The sequence below is a fragment of the Nocardia acididurans genome (genome assembly GCF_016741815.1).
Classification (GTDB): Bacteria; Actinomycetota; Actinomycetes; order Mycobacteriales; family Mycobacteriaceae; genus Nocardia; species Nocardia acididurans.
In genome coordinates this window covers 62,811-79,031 of sequence record NZ_JAERRJ010000013.1, presented here as the reverse complement: position 1 = coordinate 79,031, position 16,221 = coordinate 62,811, and the positions used below count along the sequence as shown (strand labels likewise).

Below are 16,221 nucleotides of genomic sequence, written 5' to 3'. Positions count from 1 at the left end.
TGTCTGTATTTCAGACTGTCGCAGGCACTTTGGCCGCCGAGTTCCGGCGCAAGCCGATACCCGCTGCCACCAGGCACGCCACCGCGACGGCACCGACGAACCAGGGGAACACGGTGTTCAAACCCCACGTGGTGGCCGCCCATCCGGCCAGCACCGTGGGCAACGCCATGGCCGAGTAGGCCAGCAGGTAGTACGCCGACATGGTTTCGCCGCGCTTGTGCTGCGGCACCACATTCGACAGATGCCGCAGCGAACCGCCGAAACCGAGGCCGAAGGTCGCGCCCAGCACCACCCCGGAGGCCAGCACCCACACCCAGTTGTGCGTGGCGAGCGCGGGCAGGGTGAGCAGCAGGGCGATCGCCATGCCGATATCGCCGACGATGGCCGCGCGCCGGGCCGGGATCCCGGTGGCGAAGAACTGGGTGAGCGCACCCGCCGTGGCGGTGGCCGCCACGACCGCGCCGCCGAAGACGAGGTTGTGCACGCCGGTCTTGGCCGCCGCCAGGGACGGGTACAGCGACAGCAGCACGCCCAGCACCGACCAGGCCGCCATCACGCCCAGCGCGGAGAACCAGAAGTCGCCGCGAATCTCCTGTGGCACAGCCGGTTTGGCGATCCGGATCGGACCCGCCACCCGCGCCGTGTGCGGTTCGCGCAGTGCGAGCACACCGACCGCCACCAGCAGGCACACCACGGTGATCACCACATACGGCGTGCGCAGCGGGTGCGGCGCGTACTGGGCCAGCAGCGCCGAGCCCAGAATCGCCACGGCCATACCGACATTGAAGGCCACGCCGGACAGCTGACCGGAGCGCGCGCCGTGCGCGGGCCGCAGGTCCAGCAGCGCCGCCGCGCCCGCCACCACGGTCGCGCCGACCGCCGCGCCGTGCAGGGCCCGCGCCAGCCGCAGCATGGCCACGTTGTCGGCGAGCAGGAAGACGATCAAACCGAGCACCATGACGCCGAATGCGCCCAGCAGCACCGGCTTTCGGCCCACGGAGTCGGAGATGCGGCCGGAGACGAGCACCGCGCCGAGCGCGGCGACCGCGTAGGCGGCGAAGACGAAAGTGGTGGTGAGCGGAGTGAAATTCCACTCCTGCTGATAGATGCCGTACAGCGGGGCGGGCACCCCGGAGACGCCCAGCGCCACGCCGCTCGCCGCCAGGACGAGCGCGTACGCCCAGCTCTGGCTTCCCTGCCCGGCACGCGGCGCAACCGTCGCTGCTGCTGCCATCGAACCCTCCATCAGGTAAGTTTGATTCTGATCGAACCCGACACTACCCCTGGTTCGATGAACGTCAAACCTGGTTTCCTAGTGAGGTAGCTCATGCCAGACACCGAAGCGGCCCCGGTACTGCCCGCGATCGGACCTCCGCCCGCCCTGCCGGCGGTCCTCGGCGCGCTGCAGGACCCGGTCCGCCTGGAGATGATCCGCCGCCTGGCCAATGCCGGGACCGCACTGCGCTGCGCCGCGCTCTACGACGGCGTCAGCAAGTCCACCGCCGCCCACCACTTCAAGATCCTGCGCGAGGCCGGCCTCACCGAGCGGCTGACGGTGGAGGGTCATATCTATCAGCGACTGCGCACCGACGATGTGAACGAAGCACTACCCGGCCTGCTGCCCGCGATCCTGACCGCGGCGAACCGCGCCGACGAATAGCGGCGCGGATTCCCGAGGCGGCGCGGAGCCACTTCGCGCTACCGTTCCCTCATGCGCATCCGGCCCGCGACCGTCACCGACTTGCCCACGCTGCAGAAGATCGAAATCGCCGCGGGCGAACCGTTTCGCACGCTCGGCATGACGGAGATCGCCGAGGACGAACCACCCGCACTGGAAACCCTCGAGGTCTACCAGCGGGCCGGGCGCGCCCGGGTGGCCGTGGACGATTCGGATCACCCGGTCGCCTACCTCCTGCACGACCGCGCCGACGACACCGTCCACATCAGCCAGGTATCCGTCCATCCCGAGCACGCGCGCCGTGGGATCGGGCGGGCGCTCATCGAGGATCTGGCCGACCGCGCGCGGGCACAGGGCGTGGCCGCGCTCTCCCTCACCACGTTCGTCGAAGTGCCGTGGAACGCACCATATTACGAGCGCCTCGGCTTCCGCCCGCTCGATCCCGCCGAGCTGACCCCCGACCTGCTGCGCGTGCGCACACACGAAGCCGAGATCGGCCTGGACCGCTGGCCGCGCACCGCCATGCGCCGGGAACTGGATCAGGGCAGCTGCGGAGTGTCGTAACTGCCCAGGTATCCGGTGTCGTCGAATTCGAGGCCCACGAACGTCTCCGGTTCCACCCGATCGAAGATGAACCGCACGATCGTGCCGTCCGGGTCGGGGACATCGATTGCGGCGCCGAAGGTTCCGCGATCCTGATAGGTGTAGTCGAGGCCGAGATCGCGGCAGTGGGCGATGAAATCGTCGAGAGCGTCCTGGGTGGGCAGCCGGAAGGCGACGATGTCGAATCCGGTGAGATCGGGCGCGCCCACACAGAAAGCGCGCTCGCGCAACGAGACTCGCACGCCGGTGCTGCGGTCGACGAGGCCGACGCCGCGCAGCACACCGTTCTCGACGAATTCGAAACCCGGCTCGAGCTCGAGTAGCGCGCGGTACCAGGCGGTGCTGGTCTTCAGATCCGTGACGGGGATCTTGACATGCGCGAAACCGGTGACCACGCCCATACGCTCCTCCTCGGACGAACGCTTCCCAGGATAGAGCCGGACGCGCGGGCACCGGGGCGGTCAGCGCAGAATGCCCGCCGCGGCGGCGGCCTTGATCCAGGACGGGAACTCCGAGAGCAGGCGATCGTAGAGTTCGGGGTCGGAGAGGTTGTCGATATCGTCGACCGAGAAGAAGCCGACATTGTCGACGCGGCGGCCGCCCATGGTGTCCAGGCGTTCCAGCACGCCGTAGCCCGCCTTGCTGCCGAGGCCGACGAACTGCCAGAAGATCGGTTCCTCGACGGCGGCCCGCAGTTCCCGCTCGATCTCGCGGTTCTTGTAGACGCCGCCGTCGGAGAAGAACAGCACGATGGTGGGCAGCGGCACCCGTTCGGCGCGCACCTGGTTGCGCACCTCCGCGATCACCTTCTGCTCCTCGTTCTGGATGCCGACCACGCGCATATCCACCTGGCCCGGTTGCAGATTCGCGGCGCGCCGCCCGCCGAACAGTTTCAACTGCCCGCAGCGCACATGCAGTTCCAGCCAGCGCGGCAGATCGGCGAGCGTGAGATCCGGCAGCCGCGCCGGATTGCTCGCGAACGTCCACGCGGGCATGACGCCGTTGTCGTCGAGTTGCGCGGCCACCGCGGCCATGCGTTCGACGACCCGGTGCACGACCTTCTTCTCGTAGAGCATCGTCATCGACCCGGAGGCGTCCAGCACCAGGATGACCCGCGCCGTCAGCCCCTGCATACCCTGCTTGGCCAGGCTGACCGCCACCTGCTCCTTGCGCAGCGACATCCGCTTGCGCATATCGATCGGCAGCTGATCCTCCCCCTTGGTGAGCCGCACACCGGGCACGGCGGGCTGGGGTGGCGGAGAAGGCTGCACCGGCGGGGCGAACTGCGGGGCAGGGGGCGGCGTGAATTGCTGCGGCGGCGGGGCGTACTGCTGCCGCGGGGGCGTGTGCGGCTGCTGTGCGGGGATCGGCTGTGGCGCAGCGGAACTCGCGGGAGCCGCGGGGGCGTCGTCGACGCTGATGCCGAAATCGGTGGCCAGCCCGGCCAATCCGCTCGACCAGCCCTGGCCGACGGCGCGGAACTTCCACACCCCGCCGCGCCGATAGAGCTCCCCGCACAGCATGGCCGTCTCCGGCCCGGCAGCGATGTCGAAGCGTGCGATCTCGGCCCCTCCGGCGGCGTCGAGCAGGCGCAGGGTCAGCCCCGGAACCTGCCCGAAGGTGCCGCCGTCGGCGGAGGCGCACACCGCGATGCGGTCGATATCCGCCTCCACCGCAGCGAGATTCACCTCGACCGCATCGGCGCTCCCCTGCTTGCCCGCGTACCGCACCGCTCCGCTGGGGTGTCCGGCCTGGTTGTAGAACACGAAGTCCACATCCGACCGCACCCGGCCCGCGGTGGTCAGCAGCAGCGCCGAGGCATCGATATCGGGAACCCCGGGCCCGCCCGACCAGCCGAGGACCGCACGCACGGCCCCGGCGGCGACGGGCACATTGGCGCCTTTGCTCAGATTCGTCACCCGAGACAGTCTGCCCCCGTACGCCGTCGCTGGCTACCGAACCCGCACTGTGCGGCCCGTCCGTGCCGGGCGGGAACCGTGGGGCGTACCGGCCTATGGCGCGGGCGGCACCACCTCGGGAGCGGGTTCGGCCGGGGCGGCGGCGGGGGCGCCGGTTCCACCGGGACCTCGGGTGCGGGCGGCGGCGGGATGAAGCCCTCGGGCGGGGGCGCGGGCGCCTCCGGCGGTGGGGCGATCGTCTCGGCCGGCGGGGGCGGAGGCGTGGTGACCGTCGTGGTGGTCGTGGTCGGCGGGACCGTCGTGGAGGTGACGGGGGCCGGGGCGACGGGCGCCTCGGGGGCCGAAGCACCACCCTGGAAATCGGCGGACGCGACATGGCCTGCGGCCCAGAGGAATCCACCGGCCGCGAGGAGAATCGCCGGGGCCAGCATGCCGCCCAGGGTGGCGGCCAGCCGACGGCGGCGACGACGACGCGACTGCACGAGCACCGCGATCAGCATTTCGACGGCGAAGACACCCGCGACGATGCTCAGCAACGCCGTGAAGGTCCAGGCCGCATCGGGCTGGTGGGCCGAATCCGCCAGGGCCGCCAGCAATCCCGCGCCCGCCACCGCGATGGCGGCGGTCAGCAGAAAGCGGTACGCGGCGAAGACGAAACTGCCCAGCGAGTCCTCCTCGCCGCCGTTGCGGCGCAGCCAGGCGCAGAACAGCAGACCGTGCGTGAGACCGACAGCCACGGCCGCGGCCAGCAGCAGCACGCTCCCGTCCCGGACCGCGTACCCGTCGCCGTCGGTGCGCACCAGCAGCGCGCCGACGCCTCCGACGAGCAGCGCGACCACCAGAATCGCCAACGCCGGCAGGGCTTCTCGGCGGCTGCGTAGTCGGCGCAGCAGATAGCCTTCCGGCAGTTGCTCTTTCAACCCCTGGAAGATCCGAGCCCAGGCCACCGGCACCGCCGCGAGCACGACCGACACGGCCCAGGTGAGCCCGCCGGCCGGAATCCACACGGCCGCAAGGGCGATCGCGGCGAGCGCGGCCCACACCCAGCCCGCCGCACCCAGCATCGACCGCCACGTGGTGGCGGCGAAGGTCTGCCGGGCGGGCAGATGGCCGGGCCGCGAGGCGAGCAGCCCGCGCAGCACGCTGATCGGCCCGCCGCTCCACACCTCCAGGCGCGCCTTCAGCAGCAGCAGGTCGGTGTGCAGTGAATTGAGTTCCAGCCCGGCCGCGACATGCTTCTCGGCGGCGGCCCGATCCCCGAACTCCAGTTCCAGCGCGGCGGCCGCCGCATGCGTGTTCGCGGTGGGCGCGACCTGCATCGCCCGCACCACGGCGGTGCGCGCCTCGGCCCGCTCGGCCAACTCGGTGCGCCGCACCCGCGACAGCACCCCCGCCAGGGTCAGCAGTGCCGCCGGATTCTCCGGCTCCAGCGAAACCGCCACCCGCACATGGCGAACCGCTTCTTCGTCGCGCGCGGCGGCCTCGAAGGCCAGCGCCGCCGTGAGATGGGCCTCCACCCGATCCGGGTCGGCGGCGATAGCCAGCCCGGCCATCCGCAACGCCTCGTCCACCCGATCCAGCCGATACGCGATATCGGCCATCTCCTCCAGCAGGCCCGGATCATGTGGCGCGTCCGCGAGCGCCTTGCCGACTATCTCCCGAGCCTCGTCCAGTCGGCCGAGATCACTTGCGACGCGCGCTTTTTCCAGCACCTGCGAGGTGTCGAACATCCCTCTCCCGATCGTGAGCACGCCACCCCCGCAACCAGGGTCCGGCGTCCGACCGCCGCACTGTGTGCAACGGTTCCGGGCGAGACTAGCCGACCAGTTGCCGACCCGCGACGGCAAGTCCACCTATCGCGCAAAGAATTTCGCGTCCGGGCCGGGCCCGCCGGGACAACGCACGACCCGCCGGGCCCGGAAGATCCGGGCCCGTGCAGGTCAGACGACCAGGTTGCGGACCACCGCGGGGAGGTCGCGGGTGCGGCGGTAGGGGCCCGCCACGGCCGCGCCGAAGGGGCGCGACAGCAGAGTGCGGGCGATGGCCGAGACCTCGTCGGTGGTGACTTCGTCTATGCGCGCGAGGGTTTCGGAGACGCTGCGATGGTTGCCGTAGCTGAGTTCGCTGCGGCCGATGCGGTTCATGCGCGAGCCGGAATCCTCGAGGCCGAGGACCAGGCCGCCGCGCAGGGAGCCTTTGGCGCGGGCGCATTCGGCGTCGGAGATGCCGTTGGCCGCTACCTCCTCGAGGACGGTGCGCGCGAGAGTGGCCACCTTGCCGAGGTTTTCGGGCTGGCAACCCAGGTAGACGGAGAAGGCGCCGGTGTCGGCGAAGGTGTCGACGCTGGAGTAGACCGAGTAGGCGAGACCGCGTTCCTCGCGGATGCGCTGGAACAGGCGGGAACTCAGGCCGCCGCCGAGCACCGTGTTCAATACCGAGAGGGGCCAGCGCTTCTCGCCCTCGTGACGGCCGAAGGCGCGGGTGCCGAAGACCAGGTGCGCCTGTTCGCTGTCGCGGTACATGCGCAGCAGTTCGGGATTGCCGCGCGGGCGGAACTTGCCCTCGCGGCGGGGCGCGGGCTCGCGACCGGCTTCCAGATGCGGGGCGAAAGCGCGGTGCACGAGTTCCACCGTGTGCTCGTGCTCGATATTGCCCGCCACCGCGACCACCATGCGATCGGGCCGGTAGCGGCGCTGATGGAAGGAGCGCAGCTGATGCGCCTGCATGGCTTCGATGGTCTCGATACTGCCGATCACCGGCCGGCCCACCGGATGGTCGCCGAACATCGCGGTGAGGAACATATCGCCGACGGTGTCCTCGGGATCGTCGTCGCGCATGGAGATCTCCTCCAGCACCACCTGACGTTCCACCGAGACGTCCTCGGCGCGGCACAGGCCGCGCAGCACCACATCGGAGACCAGATCCACCGCGAGCGGCAGATCCTCGTCGATGACGTGCGCGTAGTAGCAGGTCTGCTCCTTGGCGGTGAACGCGTTCAGTTCACCGCCCACCGAATCCATGGCCTCGGCGATATCCAGGGCCGAGCGCGTGGGCGTGGCCTTGAACAGCAGATGCTCGAGGAAGTGCGCCGCACCGGCGACCGTCGGGCCCTCGTCGCGTGAGCCGACTCCGACCCACACGCCGATGGAGGCCGAGCGCACGCCCGGCACGTGCTCGGTGACGACGCGTAGCCCACCGGGCAGAACGGTCCGCCGCACACCGGCATCGGCCGGCAGCGCTTCGGTTTTCGTGATCACCAGGGAGGGAGCCTTACCCGACAGTGGAGTGTCCTTTTTCGTGCGTGGAGATCCTCGCCGCCCGAGCCGGGTGGCGCAACAGAATGAGTACTAGTGGTTGAACCGTACTCCCGCAGTACGACAATCGGTGGCCCCCTGCGCCGATTGGGCGCAGGGGGCCACCGCGTGTCAGAGCGTGAGGATTACTCCGCGTCGGCCGCCACGGCGGCCTCGGCGTTGTTGTCCGAATCCTCGTCGATCGGCACCAGCGAGATCTTGCCGCGGTTGTCGATATCGGCGATCTCGACACGGATCTTGTCGCCGACGTTCACCACGTCCTCGACCTTGGCGACCCGCTTGCCGTTGCCCAGCTTGGAGATGTGCACCAGACCGTCGCGACCCGGCAGCAGCGAGACGAACGCGCCGAAGGCGGTGGTCTTCACGACCGTGCCCAGGAAGCGCTCGCCGACCTTCGGCAGCTGCGGGTTCGCGATGGCGTTGATCGCGTCGATCGCCGCCTGCGCCGACGGGCCGTCGGTCGCGCCGACGAACACGGTGCCGTCATCCTCGATGGAGATGTTGGCGCCGGTGTCCTCGGTGATCTGGTTGATGACCTTGCCCTTGGGTCCGATCACCTCACCGATCTTGTCGACCGGGATCTTGATGGCGGTGACGCGCGGAGCGTAGGGGCTCATCTCGTCCGGGGTGGCGATGGCCTCGGCCATGACATCCAGGATGGTGAGGCGAGCGTCCTTGGCCTGGTTCAGCGCACCGGCCAGCACCTGCGACGGGATGCCGTCCAGTTTGGTGTCCAGCTGCAGGGCGGTGACGAACTCGGGCGTACCGGCCACCTTGAAGTCCATGTCGCCGAAGGCATCCTCGGCGCCCAGGATGTCGGTGAGGGCCACGTAGCGGACCTCGTCCTCACCCTTGTCGTTCTTCACGGTGTCCGACACCAGGCCCATGGCGATACCGGCGACCGGAGCCTTCAGCGGCACACCGGCGTTCAGCAGCGACAGGGTCGAGGCACAGACCGAGCCCATCGAGGTGGAGCCGTTGGAGCCCAGCGCTTCCGACACCTGACGGATGGCGTAGGGGAACTCCTCCTGCGAGGGCAGCACCGGCATGAGCGCACGCTCGGCGAGCGCGCCGTGGCCGATCTCGCGGCGCTTGGGCGAACCCACGCGACCGGTCTCACCGGTGGAGTACGGCGGGAAGTTGTAGTGGTGCATGTAGCGCTTGGAGGTCTCCGGGCCGAGCGAGTCGACCTGCTGCGCCATCTTCACCATGTCGAGGGTGGTGACGCCCATGATCTGGGTCTCGCCACGCTCGAACAGCGCCGAACCGTGGGCCCGCGGGATGACCGCGACCTCGGCCGACAGCGAACGGATATCCGCCAGGCCGCGGCCGTCGATGCGGAAGCCGTCGGTCAGGATGCGCTGGCGCACCAGCTTCTTGGTGACCGAGCGGAACGCCGCGCCGATCTCCTTCTCGCGACCCTCGAAGGTCTCGGCCAGGCTGGAGAGCACATCGAGCTTGATCTCGTCGATGCGATCCTCGCGCTCGTGCTTGCCCGCGATGGACAGCGCCTCGTTCAGCTCCGCCTTGGCGGTGCCGAGCACGGCCTCGAACACATCGGACTGGTACGGCAGGAAGACCGGGAACTCGCCCGTCTCCTTGGCGGCCAGCGCGGCCAGGTCGGCCTGCGCCTTGCACAGCCGCGCGATGAACGGCTTGGCGGCCTCGAGGCCCTGCGCCACAACGGCTTCGGTCGGCGCGGTGCCGCCGTCGGCGATCAGCGCGAGCACATTGTCGGTGGCCTCGGCCTCGACCATCATGATGGCGACGTCGCCCTCGACCACGCGGCCGGCGACGACCATGTCGAACACGGCGCCTTCCAGCTGCTCGACGGTCGGGAACGCGACCCACTGGTCACCGATCAGGGCGACGCGCACGCCGCCGACCGGACCCGAGAAGGGCAGGCCCGCGAGCTGGGTCGACGCCGAGGCGGCGTTGATGGCGACCACGTCGTACAGATCCTTGGGATCCAGCGACATGACGGTCACGACGACCTGGATCTCGTTGCGCAGGCCGTCCACGAAGGAGGGACGCAGCGGCCGGTCGATCAGGCGGCAGGTCAGGATGGCGTCGGTGGAGGGACGGCCCTCACGACGGAAGAACGAGCCGGGGATGCGGCCCGCGGCGTACATGCGCTCCTCGACGTCCACCGTCAGCGGGAAGAAGTCGAACTGATCCTTGGGCTGCTTGGAGGCCGTGGTGGCCGACAGCAGCATGGTCTCGTCGTCGAGGTAGGCGACCACGGAACCCGCGGCCTGCTTGGCCAGGCGGCCGGTCTCGAAGCGGATGGTGCGAGTGCCGAAGCTGCCGTTGTCGATCAGGGCTACGGACTCGAAGACGCCGGGCTCGACCTCGGCGGCGGAACTGGTCACAGTGTCTGTCATTTTTCTTTTCTCAACCTCTCGTCTTCGCCGGATCCAGCGCATGTCGTTGCTGCGCGATCCGGCAGGTCAGCCGTACCCGGCATGGGCGCGCGGCAGCCCTCGTGGCTGTTGCGGGCACACCCGAGCCTCATCCCCTTGACGGTATCCATTCCAAAGAGCAGGCGACGCGGAGGCGGTCATCGATCGAAGCCCTCCGGCTGCGCTTGCGTTTCCCTCTTTGCGCGCCTGCCGAAAAGCCACTACCGAAGACCGACGCCACGCGACGGGTGCATACGGCTTCGTGTTGTCGTGCATACGGCGGTTGTCGCTGAATGCACGAATGGCCAACGAGGAGATTCTATGCCTCCCCGTTGACCGGTTCGTCAACTACCTATGGCAGCTGTGATGTGTCGCAAAAAAATCAGCGACGCAGGCCGAGACGCTCGATCAGCGAACGGTAGCGCTCGATGTCCGTGTTCTGCAGGTACTTCGAGAGCCGCTTGCGACGACCGATCAGCGCCATCAGACCGTGGCGGGTGTGGTGGTCGTGCTTGTGCTTCTTGAGGTGCTCGGTGATGTCGGCGATCCGCTTCGACAGCAGCGCGATCTGGGCCTCCGGGGAACCGGTGTCCTTCTCGTGCACGCCGTACTCGGCGAGGATGGCCTTCTTCTGCTCGGTGGTCAGAGCCACAGATAATCTCCTTGTTTCAGTCCGCGCTCACTGGGGGTCCGGGAGAGATCCCGGATGGGCGCCGCCGCGAACCGCAGCAAACCCGACGGGCCAGTTTACACGTCCTGCGAGGTGAGGACTTTCCGGGCCTCGTCGACGTCATGGCCGATGGCTTCCACCAGCTCCTCGATCGAATCGAACTTGCGCATCCCGCGCAGCTGCTCGACGAAATCCACGGCGACCTTCTTGCCGTAGAGGTCGCCGTCGAAGTCCAGCAGATGCGGTTCGACGGTGCGGCGGCGGCCGTCCTCGAAGGTGGGGTTGGTGCCCACGGAGATGGCGGCCATGCGCGGTTCGAAGTCCGGGTCGTCGAGGACGGTGAACCAGCCCGCGTAGACGCCGTCGGCCGGAACCGCGGCGTGCATGGTCGGGGCCACGTTGGCGGTCGGGAAGCCGAGGCCCTTGCCGCGGCCGTCACCGTGCACGACCACGCCCTCGAGGCGATGCGGCCGGCCCAGCGCCTCCGCGGCGGCGGTGATGTCGCCGGAGTTCAGGCAGGCGCGGATGTAGGTGGAGGAGAAGGTGACCGCGTGCTCGCCGAGCAGCTGCACCCCGTCCACCTCGAAGCCGTACTTGCGGCCCAGCTCGCGCATGGTGTCGACGGTGCCCGCGGCCTTCGCGCCGAAGGTGAAGTTGTCACCCACCACGACCTCGCTCACGTGCAGCCGGTTCACCAGCAGCTCCTGCACGTACTGCTCGGGCGTCAGCTTCATGAATTCTTGGGTGAACGGCATCACCACGAACACGTCGATGCCGAGTTCCTCGGCCAGTTCCGCGCGCCGGGTGAGCGTCGACAGCTGCGCCGGATGCGAGCCCGGCCGCACCACCTCGAGGGGGTGCGGGTCGAAAGTCATGAGCACCGACGGAACGCCCCGCACCGCAGCGGATTTCACCGCACGACTGATGAGCTGGGCGTGACCTCGGTGCACGCCGTCGAACACCCCGATCGTGAGCACGCACCGGCCCCACTCCGCGGGCATCTCATCGAGACTTCGCCATCTCTGCACACCGGAAGCCTACGCAAAGCGCGTCACAGACAATATTTCGGTGTAAGGATCTTTCTGCCGTGTAGCGCGCACGTCACCTTGTGTTCACGCCCACCCGTCTCCCACCGCCACCCTCAATCGAGGCCCTACGGGCCGCTCCAGCTGTTCATGTACCAGCTCGCGCGCCGATGTGGGAAACCAGACCAGGTGTGCCTAAGCTCGGTTACGTGCCCGGAAAACGAGACATCGCCACGCGCCGCGAGCTGGCCGATCCGTCCGCCCCTTCCGCACCCAACGGAGCCACCGCCACCGTCGCGCACGAGTTGTCGTCGGTCGCGCAGGACTATCTGAAGGTGATCTGGACCGCGCAGGAGTGGTCACAGGAAAAGGTGTCGACCAAGCTGCTCGCGGAGAAGATAGGCGTATCCGCCTCCACGGTGTCCGAGGCCGTCCGCAAGCTCGCCGACCAGGGTCTGGTCGAACACGCCCGCTACGGGGCCATCACGCTCACCGAGGACGGCCGACGCGCCGCCGTCGCCATGGTTCGCCGCCATCGGCTCATCGAGACATTCCTCGTCAACGAACTCGGCTACGGCTGGGACGAAGTGCACGACGAGGCGGAAGTGCTCGAGCACGCCGTCTCGGAGACGCTCATGGCCCGCATCGACGCCAAACTCGGCCACCCCGACCGGGATCCGCACGGCGACCCGATCCCCTCGGCCGACGGCGCGGTGCCCACTCCCCCGGCCCGGCAGCTCAGCGATTTCCAGGACGGCGAATCCGGCAGAGTCGCAAGGATTTCCGACTCCGACCCGGCCATGCTGCGGTACTTCGATTCGCTGGGCATCGCACTGGACACCCTCATCGAGGTGGCCGAGCGACGAGACTTCGCCGGCACCATCGCGATTCGGCTCGACGACCGCACCATCGACCTGGGCAGCATTGCCGCCGAAGCGATCTGGCTGACGGCCTAGCGAGGTCAGTCCGGGAACTCGGCGCGCACGGTTCCGCGGGGCATGAGCGGCTCCTGGAATTCGGTGAACAGCCTGGCCACCAGTTCGCCCCGGCTGGTCACTCCGACCTTGTCGAACACCGACTTCACATGATCGCGGACCGTGTGCGGTGACACCACGAGCCGGGCGGCGATGTCGGCGGTGGGCAGGCCGCGCGCGATCAACTCCACGACTTCCATTTCCCGCCTGGTCAATTCGTAGGCCGCCACGACGAGCGCCGCGATCTCCGACGGGGTGGCGGGCTCGATCACCATGGCTGTCGAACCGGGCTGACCCTGTGCATCGCGCAGGCAGGACGCATGACACACCAGCCAGCGGCCGCTGGTCGCCCGAATCCGGATCCGGGTGCTGCCGCCGGTCAGCCGAGCCCGCCCCGCGGTGCTGAGAATCCAGACCGGCAACGGCAGATCGATCCCCAGCGGAGTCGCGGTGGACGGACCCGGCGGCATCTGGGCGAGCAGTTCCCTGGCCTCCGCGTTGATCGACACCAGCGCACCGTCCGGACCGAACAGCAGCATGCCCGGACCGTCCACCGCGTCCACCGGCGACTGCTCGCAGACCGGTCCGCCCGGCTGCGCGAACGAACGCAGCCGCTGCGCGAGGGGCGCGGAAAGCGTATGCAGCAGAGCCGTCTCGGCCGCGTCGAACGCCGGACGACCGACCGATCGAAACAGGCTCAACTGCCCCCACGGTTGACCGTCCGAACGGAAAACAGCCCGCAGCTCGTCATCGAAACCCCTGGGCCGCATGAAGTTCCGGTACAGCGCACTGACGGCGGGCGCACCACCGGTCACCGCCCGCAACCCCGCCACCGGCACCCGTGCCCGCGCCAGATCACGAAACAGGTTCACATGCTCAGCGAGAAGCTCCGACTCCCAATAGGTTCCGCACCCGCCCTCGTGCAGATTCTCCACCCGCACCGGCGCGGTGGTCAGCCCGTTGACCGGGTCCGTGGCCACCCAGACCGCCGCGTCGAACGGGGCGATCCGCCGCAGCCGCTCGGAGGTCGTGGCGAACAGCGCATGTGCGTCCGGCGCGGCGTCGATGTCGTCGAGCAGCGCGGCGACCGCGTGGCGCGATGGGGTCATGCGGCAGATCCTGCTGCCGGAGCGGGTGCCGCGCCATCCCTCATATGAGGGGGAACCGGTGGGCGGGGCGGAAATTCCCCCGATCGCGGGATGGGAACCGAGGGCGTGGGCCGTGAGGCTGGGCAACGCAGCACAGTCGAGCGGAAGGAATGGCGATGCATATCGGGATCATCGGTGCGGGGGTGGCGGCGGTCGGGTTGCTGGATGCGCTGGCCACCGGAGCGGAAGGATCCGCGCACGCCGTCACGGTTTTCGACGGGTCGGAGGCGGTGTGGCGCGGGCGGCCCTATCAGGTGGACGCGGAGACGGTGCGGGTCAACGCGCCACCGCCGCTCATGTCGGTCCGAGCCGGGGATATGGGGCATTACCAGGAGTGGGTGCGGGGGCGCGCCGGGGCCGAGCGGTATCTCGACCCCGGGCTCGGGCAGCCGCTGCTGCCTCGCGCGCACTACGGCGAGTATCTGGCCGAGACCGCGCGGGCGGCCGTCGATGCGCTGCGGCGGGCCGGGTGGCAGGTGAGTGTGGTGAACGCGCATGTCACCGGATTCGCCACCGAGGCCGATCGGGTGGTGCTGCACGCCGGGAGCGGTGCGCGGGTGGCGGTGGACCGGGTGGTGCTGGGCGTCGGGAGTGGGCGGCCGCGCGATCACTACGGGTTGTCGGGTACGCCGGGGTATGTGGCGGAACCGTATCCGGTGGCGCGCACGCTGGCGGGGGTTGCGGCGGACGCGCATGTGGCGGTGATCGGGAGCGGGCTGACGGCGGTGGATATCGCGGTGACATTGGAGGCGCGGGGGCACCGCGGGGCCGTCAGCTTTCTGTCTCGCGGCGGGACTTTGCCTTTCGTGCAGCAGCGGCCCCTGGCGTTGGAGGTCGCCGAGCTCACGCCGGAGGCGGTGATCCGGGCGGCGGGCGAGCGGGGAGAGCTGAGTCTCGCGGCGCTCGTTTCGCTGATGCGCGCCGAACTGGCCCGATACGGCGACGATTTCGACAGTTTCGCCGAGGAGATCCTGTCGACCGCCGCCGAGGATCCGGTGGTGCGGCTGCGCCGCCAGCTCGAGGGCGTCGATTCGGGACATCGTGGACTTCGGTTGCTCACCAGGGCGATTCGCGTCGCGGGTCCGGTGGCGTGGCCGCTGCTCGCCGAGAGCGAGCGGGCGATGTTGCGCGACAAGCATTTCCGGACCATCAACAGTCTGAGCTCGCCCATGGTTCCGCACAACGCGAGAATCATTCTGCGCCTGCTGGATTCGGGGCAGCTGCGGCTGCGGTCCGGGCTCAGGAAGATCGAGGCCCGCGCCGCCGGCGGATTCGCGGTGTCCGATGCCGCGCGGTGGACGGCGGGTGTGGTGATCAATGCCGTCAATCCCTCGGCCTACACCACGCCGCAGGATGCCGAACCGCTGGTGAGCGCGCTGCTGAACGCCGGTGCGGCCGAACTGGATCCGGCGGGCGGATTGCGGGTCGATCCCGCGACGCGTCGGCTGCTGGTCGGTGACAGTCCCGATCCGGCCTGGCATGTGCTGGGGAATCTGGCCGCCGATTCGATGTTCATCGCCACCAATCCGCCCGGTCTGGCGCACTCGGCCGCGCGGCTGGCGCACACGCTGCTCGAACGGACCTAGTCCGGCGGCACCGTTACGCAGGCGCGGTCGCGCGGCTACCTCAGCATTTCGTGAAGTACGACTCGAAGGAGTCGGGGACGCCGTCCGCGCGCGCCTTGGTCCAGCAGACATCGTGCGGGAAGCCGACGTAGGTCTGCCACGGGGTGCTGGGCGTGCGGGAGACGATGCGCTGGCTGTCGCCGGGGACATCCCAGACGATGACCGCCCAGTAGCCGTCGCAGTTGGTGACGGTCGGGGTGGCGTCCCGCATCCACGCGTCCACGTTCAGATCGTGAACGATGGTCTGGGAGGCGCAGATCGGGCCCGGAGCCGGATCCTGGAAGCGGAACTGGCCGGTCACGGTCTGCCCGTCGGCGGGCAGGAACAGGGTGTGCATGCCCTCGGGCACCGGGTTGGTGCCGGGCGGGGCCGTCATGCGCAGCCGGTAGCAGCCGACGGGGGCGCTGAAGCTGGCACGACCGTCGAGATCGGTTGTCGCGGACCAGCTCTGGATCTCCGGCGTGCCCTCGGGCAGATCGTTGCCGGTGGGGTCGCAGGGCCGGTGCAGGCTGATGGTCACCGGCACGTACGGGATGGCCACCCCGGACAGGCTCTGGGTTCGGATGATCACCGTGCCCTGGCCCGTCGGATTCGCCGGGGGCTTGGTGGTTTCCTTCACGGTGGTCACGGGCTTCGTGGTGGTCACCGTCGTGGCGGGCCGGGTCTGCGCCGGCGGTGCGGTGTCGGCGGGCGGGTTCGTCGTCGCGCCCGGCGTGCCCGCCGATGTCGTCACCGTCACCGATTCGACTCGCACCGGCGGTGATTCGTCCGAACCACACGCCGCCGCGACCACCGTCGCACCGATCAACACCACTGTCTGTAGAAGCCTGCGCGCACGCATCGCTCCGCCCTCCCTCGAGCTG

At 69.3% G+C, this 16,221-nt stretch carries 14 protein-coding genes; 4 read left to right on the top strand and 10 right to left on the bottom strand.

Annotated elements, in window-relative coordinates:
* Positions 1-10: 10 nt before the first annotated feature.
* A complete protein-coding gene (locus JK358_RS30650) occupies positions 11-1,234 on the bottom strand; it encodes an MFS transporter (RefSeq protein ID WP_201954573.1) in 1,224 nt (407 codons plus the stop codon).
* Between the two features lie 93 nt (positions 1,235-1,327).
* Here JK358_RS30650 and JK358_RS30645 point away from each other — a divergent pair, with 93 nt between their 5' ends.
* Positions 1,328-1,660, top strand: a complete 333-nt coding sequence (locus JK358_RS30645) for an ArsR/SmtB family transcription factor (RefSeq protein ID WP_201954571.1) — start codon at positions 1,328-1,330, stop codon at positions 1,658-1,660.
* A 51-nt stretch (positions 1,661-1,711) separates the two neighbouring features.
* Positions 1,712-2,242, top strand: a complete 531-nt coding sequence (locus JK358_RS30640; RefSeq protein WP_201954569.1) for a GNAT family N-acetyltransferase — start codon at positions 1,712-1,714, stop codon at positions 2,240-2,242.
* On the opposite strand, the gene JK358_RS30635 is transcribed toward JK358_RS30640, so the two are convergent.
* From JK358_RS30635 to JK358_RS30605, 7 genes are all read right to left on the bottom strand, one after another.
* Positions 2,218-2,682: a VOC family protein gene (locus JK358_RS30635; RefSeq protein WP_201954567.1), complete on the bottom strand. Its 465-nt coding sequence runs from the start codon at positions 2,680-2,682 to the stop codon at positions 2,218-2,220. The genes JK358_RS30640 and JK358_RS30635 overlap by 25 nt on opposite strands.
* A 60-nt stretch (positions 2,683-2,742) precedes the next feature.
* A complete protein-coding gene (locus tag JK358_RS30630; protein ID WP_307817814.1) occupies positions 2,743-4,200 on the bottom strand; it encodes a VWA domain-containing protein in 1,458 nt (485 codons plus the stop codon).
* On the bottom strand, positions 4,197-5,930 hold the full coding sequence (locus JK358_RS30625; protein WP_201954565.1) for a tetratricopeptide repeat protein: 1,734 nt from the start codon (positions 5,928-5,930) through the stop codon (positions 4,197-4,199). The genes JK358_RS30630 and JK358_RS30625 overlap by 4 nt, the downstream gene beginning before the upstream one ends.
* A gap of 210 nt (positions 5,931-6,140) precedes the next feature.
* The gene (locus JK358_RS30620) at positions 6,141-7,457 is read right to left on the bottom strand and encodes a M16 family metallopeptidase (protein WP_372440760.1); all 1,317 of its coding nucleotides are present in this window, start codon (positions 7,455-7,457) and stop codon (positions 6,141-6,143) included.
* Between the two features lie 182 nt (positions 7,458-7,639).
* Positions 7,640-9,898 (bottom strand): polyribonucleotide nucleotidyltransferase, encoded by a 2,259-nt coding sequence (locus JK358_RS30615; protein ID WP_201954562.1) that lies wholly within the window; start codon positions 9,896-9,898, stop codon positions 7,640-7,642.
* 400 nt (positions 9,899-10,298) lie between these two features.
* On the bottom strand, positions 10,299-10,568 hold the full coding sequence (gene rpsO / locus JK358_RS30610; RefSeq protein ID WP_181580904.1) for a 30S ribosomal protein S15: 270 nt from the start codon (positions 10,566-10,568) through the stop codon (positions 10,299-10,301).
* Positions 10,569-10,663: 95 nt separating this feature from the next.
* Entirely contained in the window at positions 10,664-11,614 is a 951-nt protein-coding gene (locus tag JK358_RS30605) for a bifunctional riboflavin kinase/FAD synthetase (RefSeq protein ID WP_201954560.1), read from the bottom strand.
* Positions 11,615-11,820: 206 nt separating this feature from the next.
* Between JK358_RS30605 and JK358_RS30600 the strand changes: the two genes are divergently transcribed.
* The gene (locus JK358_RS30600) at positions 11,821-12,567 is read left to right on the top strand and encodes a metal-dependent transcriptional regulator (RefSeq protein WP_307817813.1); all 747 of its coding nucleotides are present in this window, start codon (positions 11,821-11,823) and stop codon (positions 12,565-12,567) included.
* Between the two features lie 5 nt (positions 12,568-12,572).
* Here the strand turns inward: JK358_RS30600 and JK358_RS30595 are convergent, their stop codons facing one another.
* A complete protein-coding gene (locus tag JK358_RS30595) occupies positions 12,573-13,694 on the bottom strand; it encodes a helix-turn-helix domain-containing protein (protein ID WP_201954557.1) in 1,122 nt (373 codons plus the stop codon).
* Between the two features lie 155 nt (positions 13,695-13,849).
* On the opposite strand from JK358_RS30595, the gene JK358_RS30590 reads away from it, so the two are divergent.
* The gene (locus JK358_RS30590; RefSeq protein ID WP_201954555.1) at positions 13,850-15,319 is read left to right on the top strand and encodes an FAD/NAD(P)-binding protein; all 1,470 of its coding nucleotides are present in this window, start codon (positions 13,850-13,852) and stop codon (positions 15,317-15,319) included.
* A gap of 40 nt (positions 15,320-15,359) precedes the next feature.
* Here JK358_RS30590 and JK358_RS30585 read toward each other — a convergent pair whose 3' ends face one another.
* Complete coding sequence (locus JK358_RS30585) at positions 15,360-16,172, bottom strand: hypothetical protein (RefSeq protein WP_232852173.1); 813 nt, start codon at positions 16,170-16,172, stop codon at positions 15,360-15,362.
* Between the last annotated feature and the right edge of the window lie 49 nt (positions 16,173-16,221).

Coding starts and splice junctions, on each gene's coding strand:
- JK358_RS30650 (WP_201954573.1), bottom strand. CDS start 1,234: ATGGCAGCAGCAGCGACGGTTGCGCCGCGTGCCGGGCAGGGAAGCCAG.
- JK358_RS30590 (WP_201954555.1), top strand. CDS start 13,850: ATGCATATCGGGATCATCGGTGCGGGGGTGGCGGCGGTCGGGTTGCTG.
- JK358_RS30595 (WP_201954557.1), bottom strand. CDS start 13,694: ATGACCCCATCGCGCCACGCGGTCGCCGCGCTGCTCGACGACATCGAC.
- JK358_RS30640 (WP_201954569.1), top strand. CDS start 1,712: ATGCGCATCCGGCCCGCGACCGTCACCGACTTGCCCACGCTGCAGAAG.
- JK358_RS30625 (WP_201954565.1), bottom strand. CDS start 5,930: ATGTTCGACACCTCGCAGGTGCTGGAAAAAGCGCGCGTCGCAAGTGAT.
- JK358_RS30635 (WP_201954567.1), bottom strand. CDS start 2,682: ATGGGCGTGGTCACCGGTTTCGCGCATGTCAAGATCCCCGTCACGGAT.
- JK358_RS30615 (WP_201954562.1), bottom strand. CDS start 9,898: ATGACAGACACTGTGACCAGTTCCGCCGCCGAGGTCGAGCCCGGCGTC.
- JK358_RS30645 (WP_201954571.1), top strand. CDS start 1,328: ATGCCAGACACCGAAGCGGCCCCGGTACTGCCCGCGATCGGACCTCCG.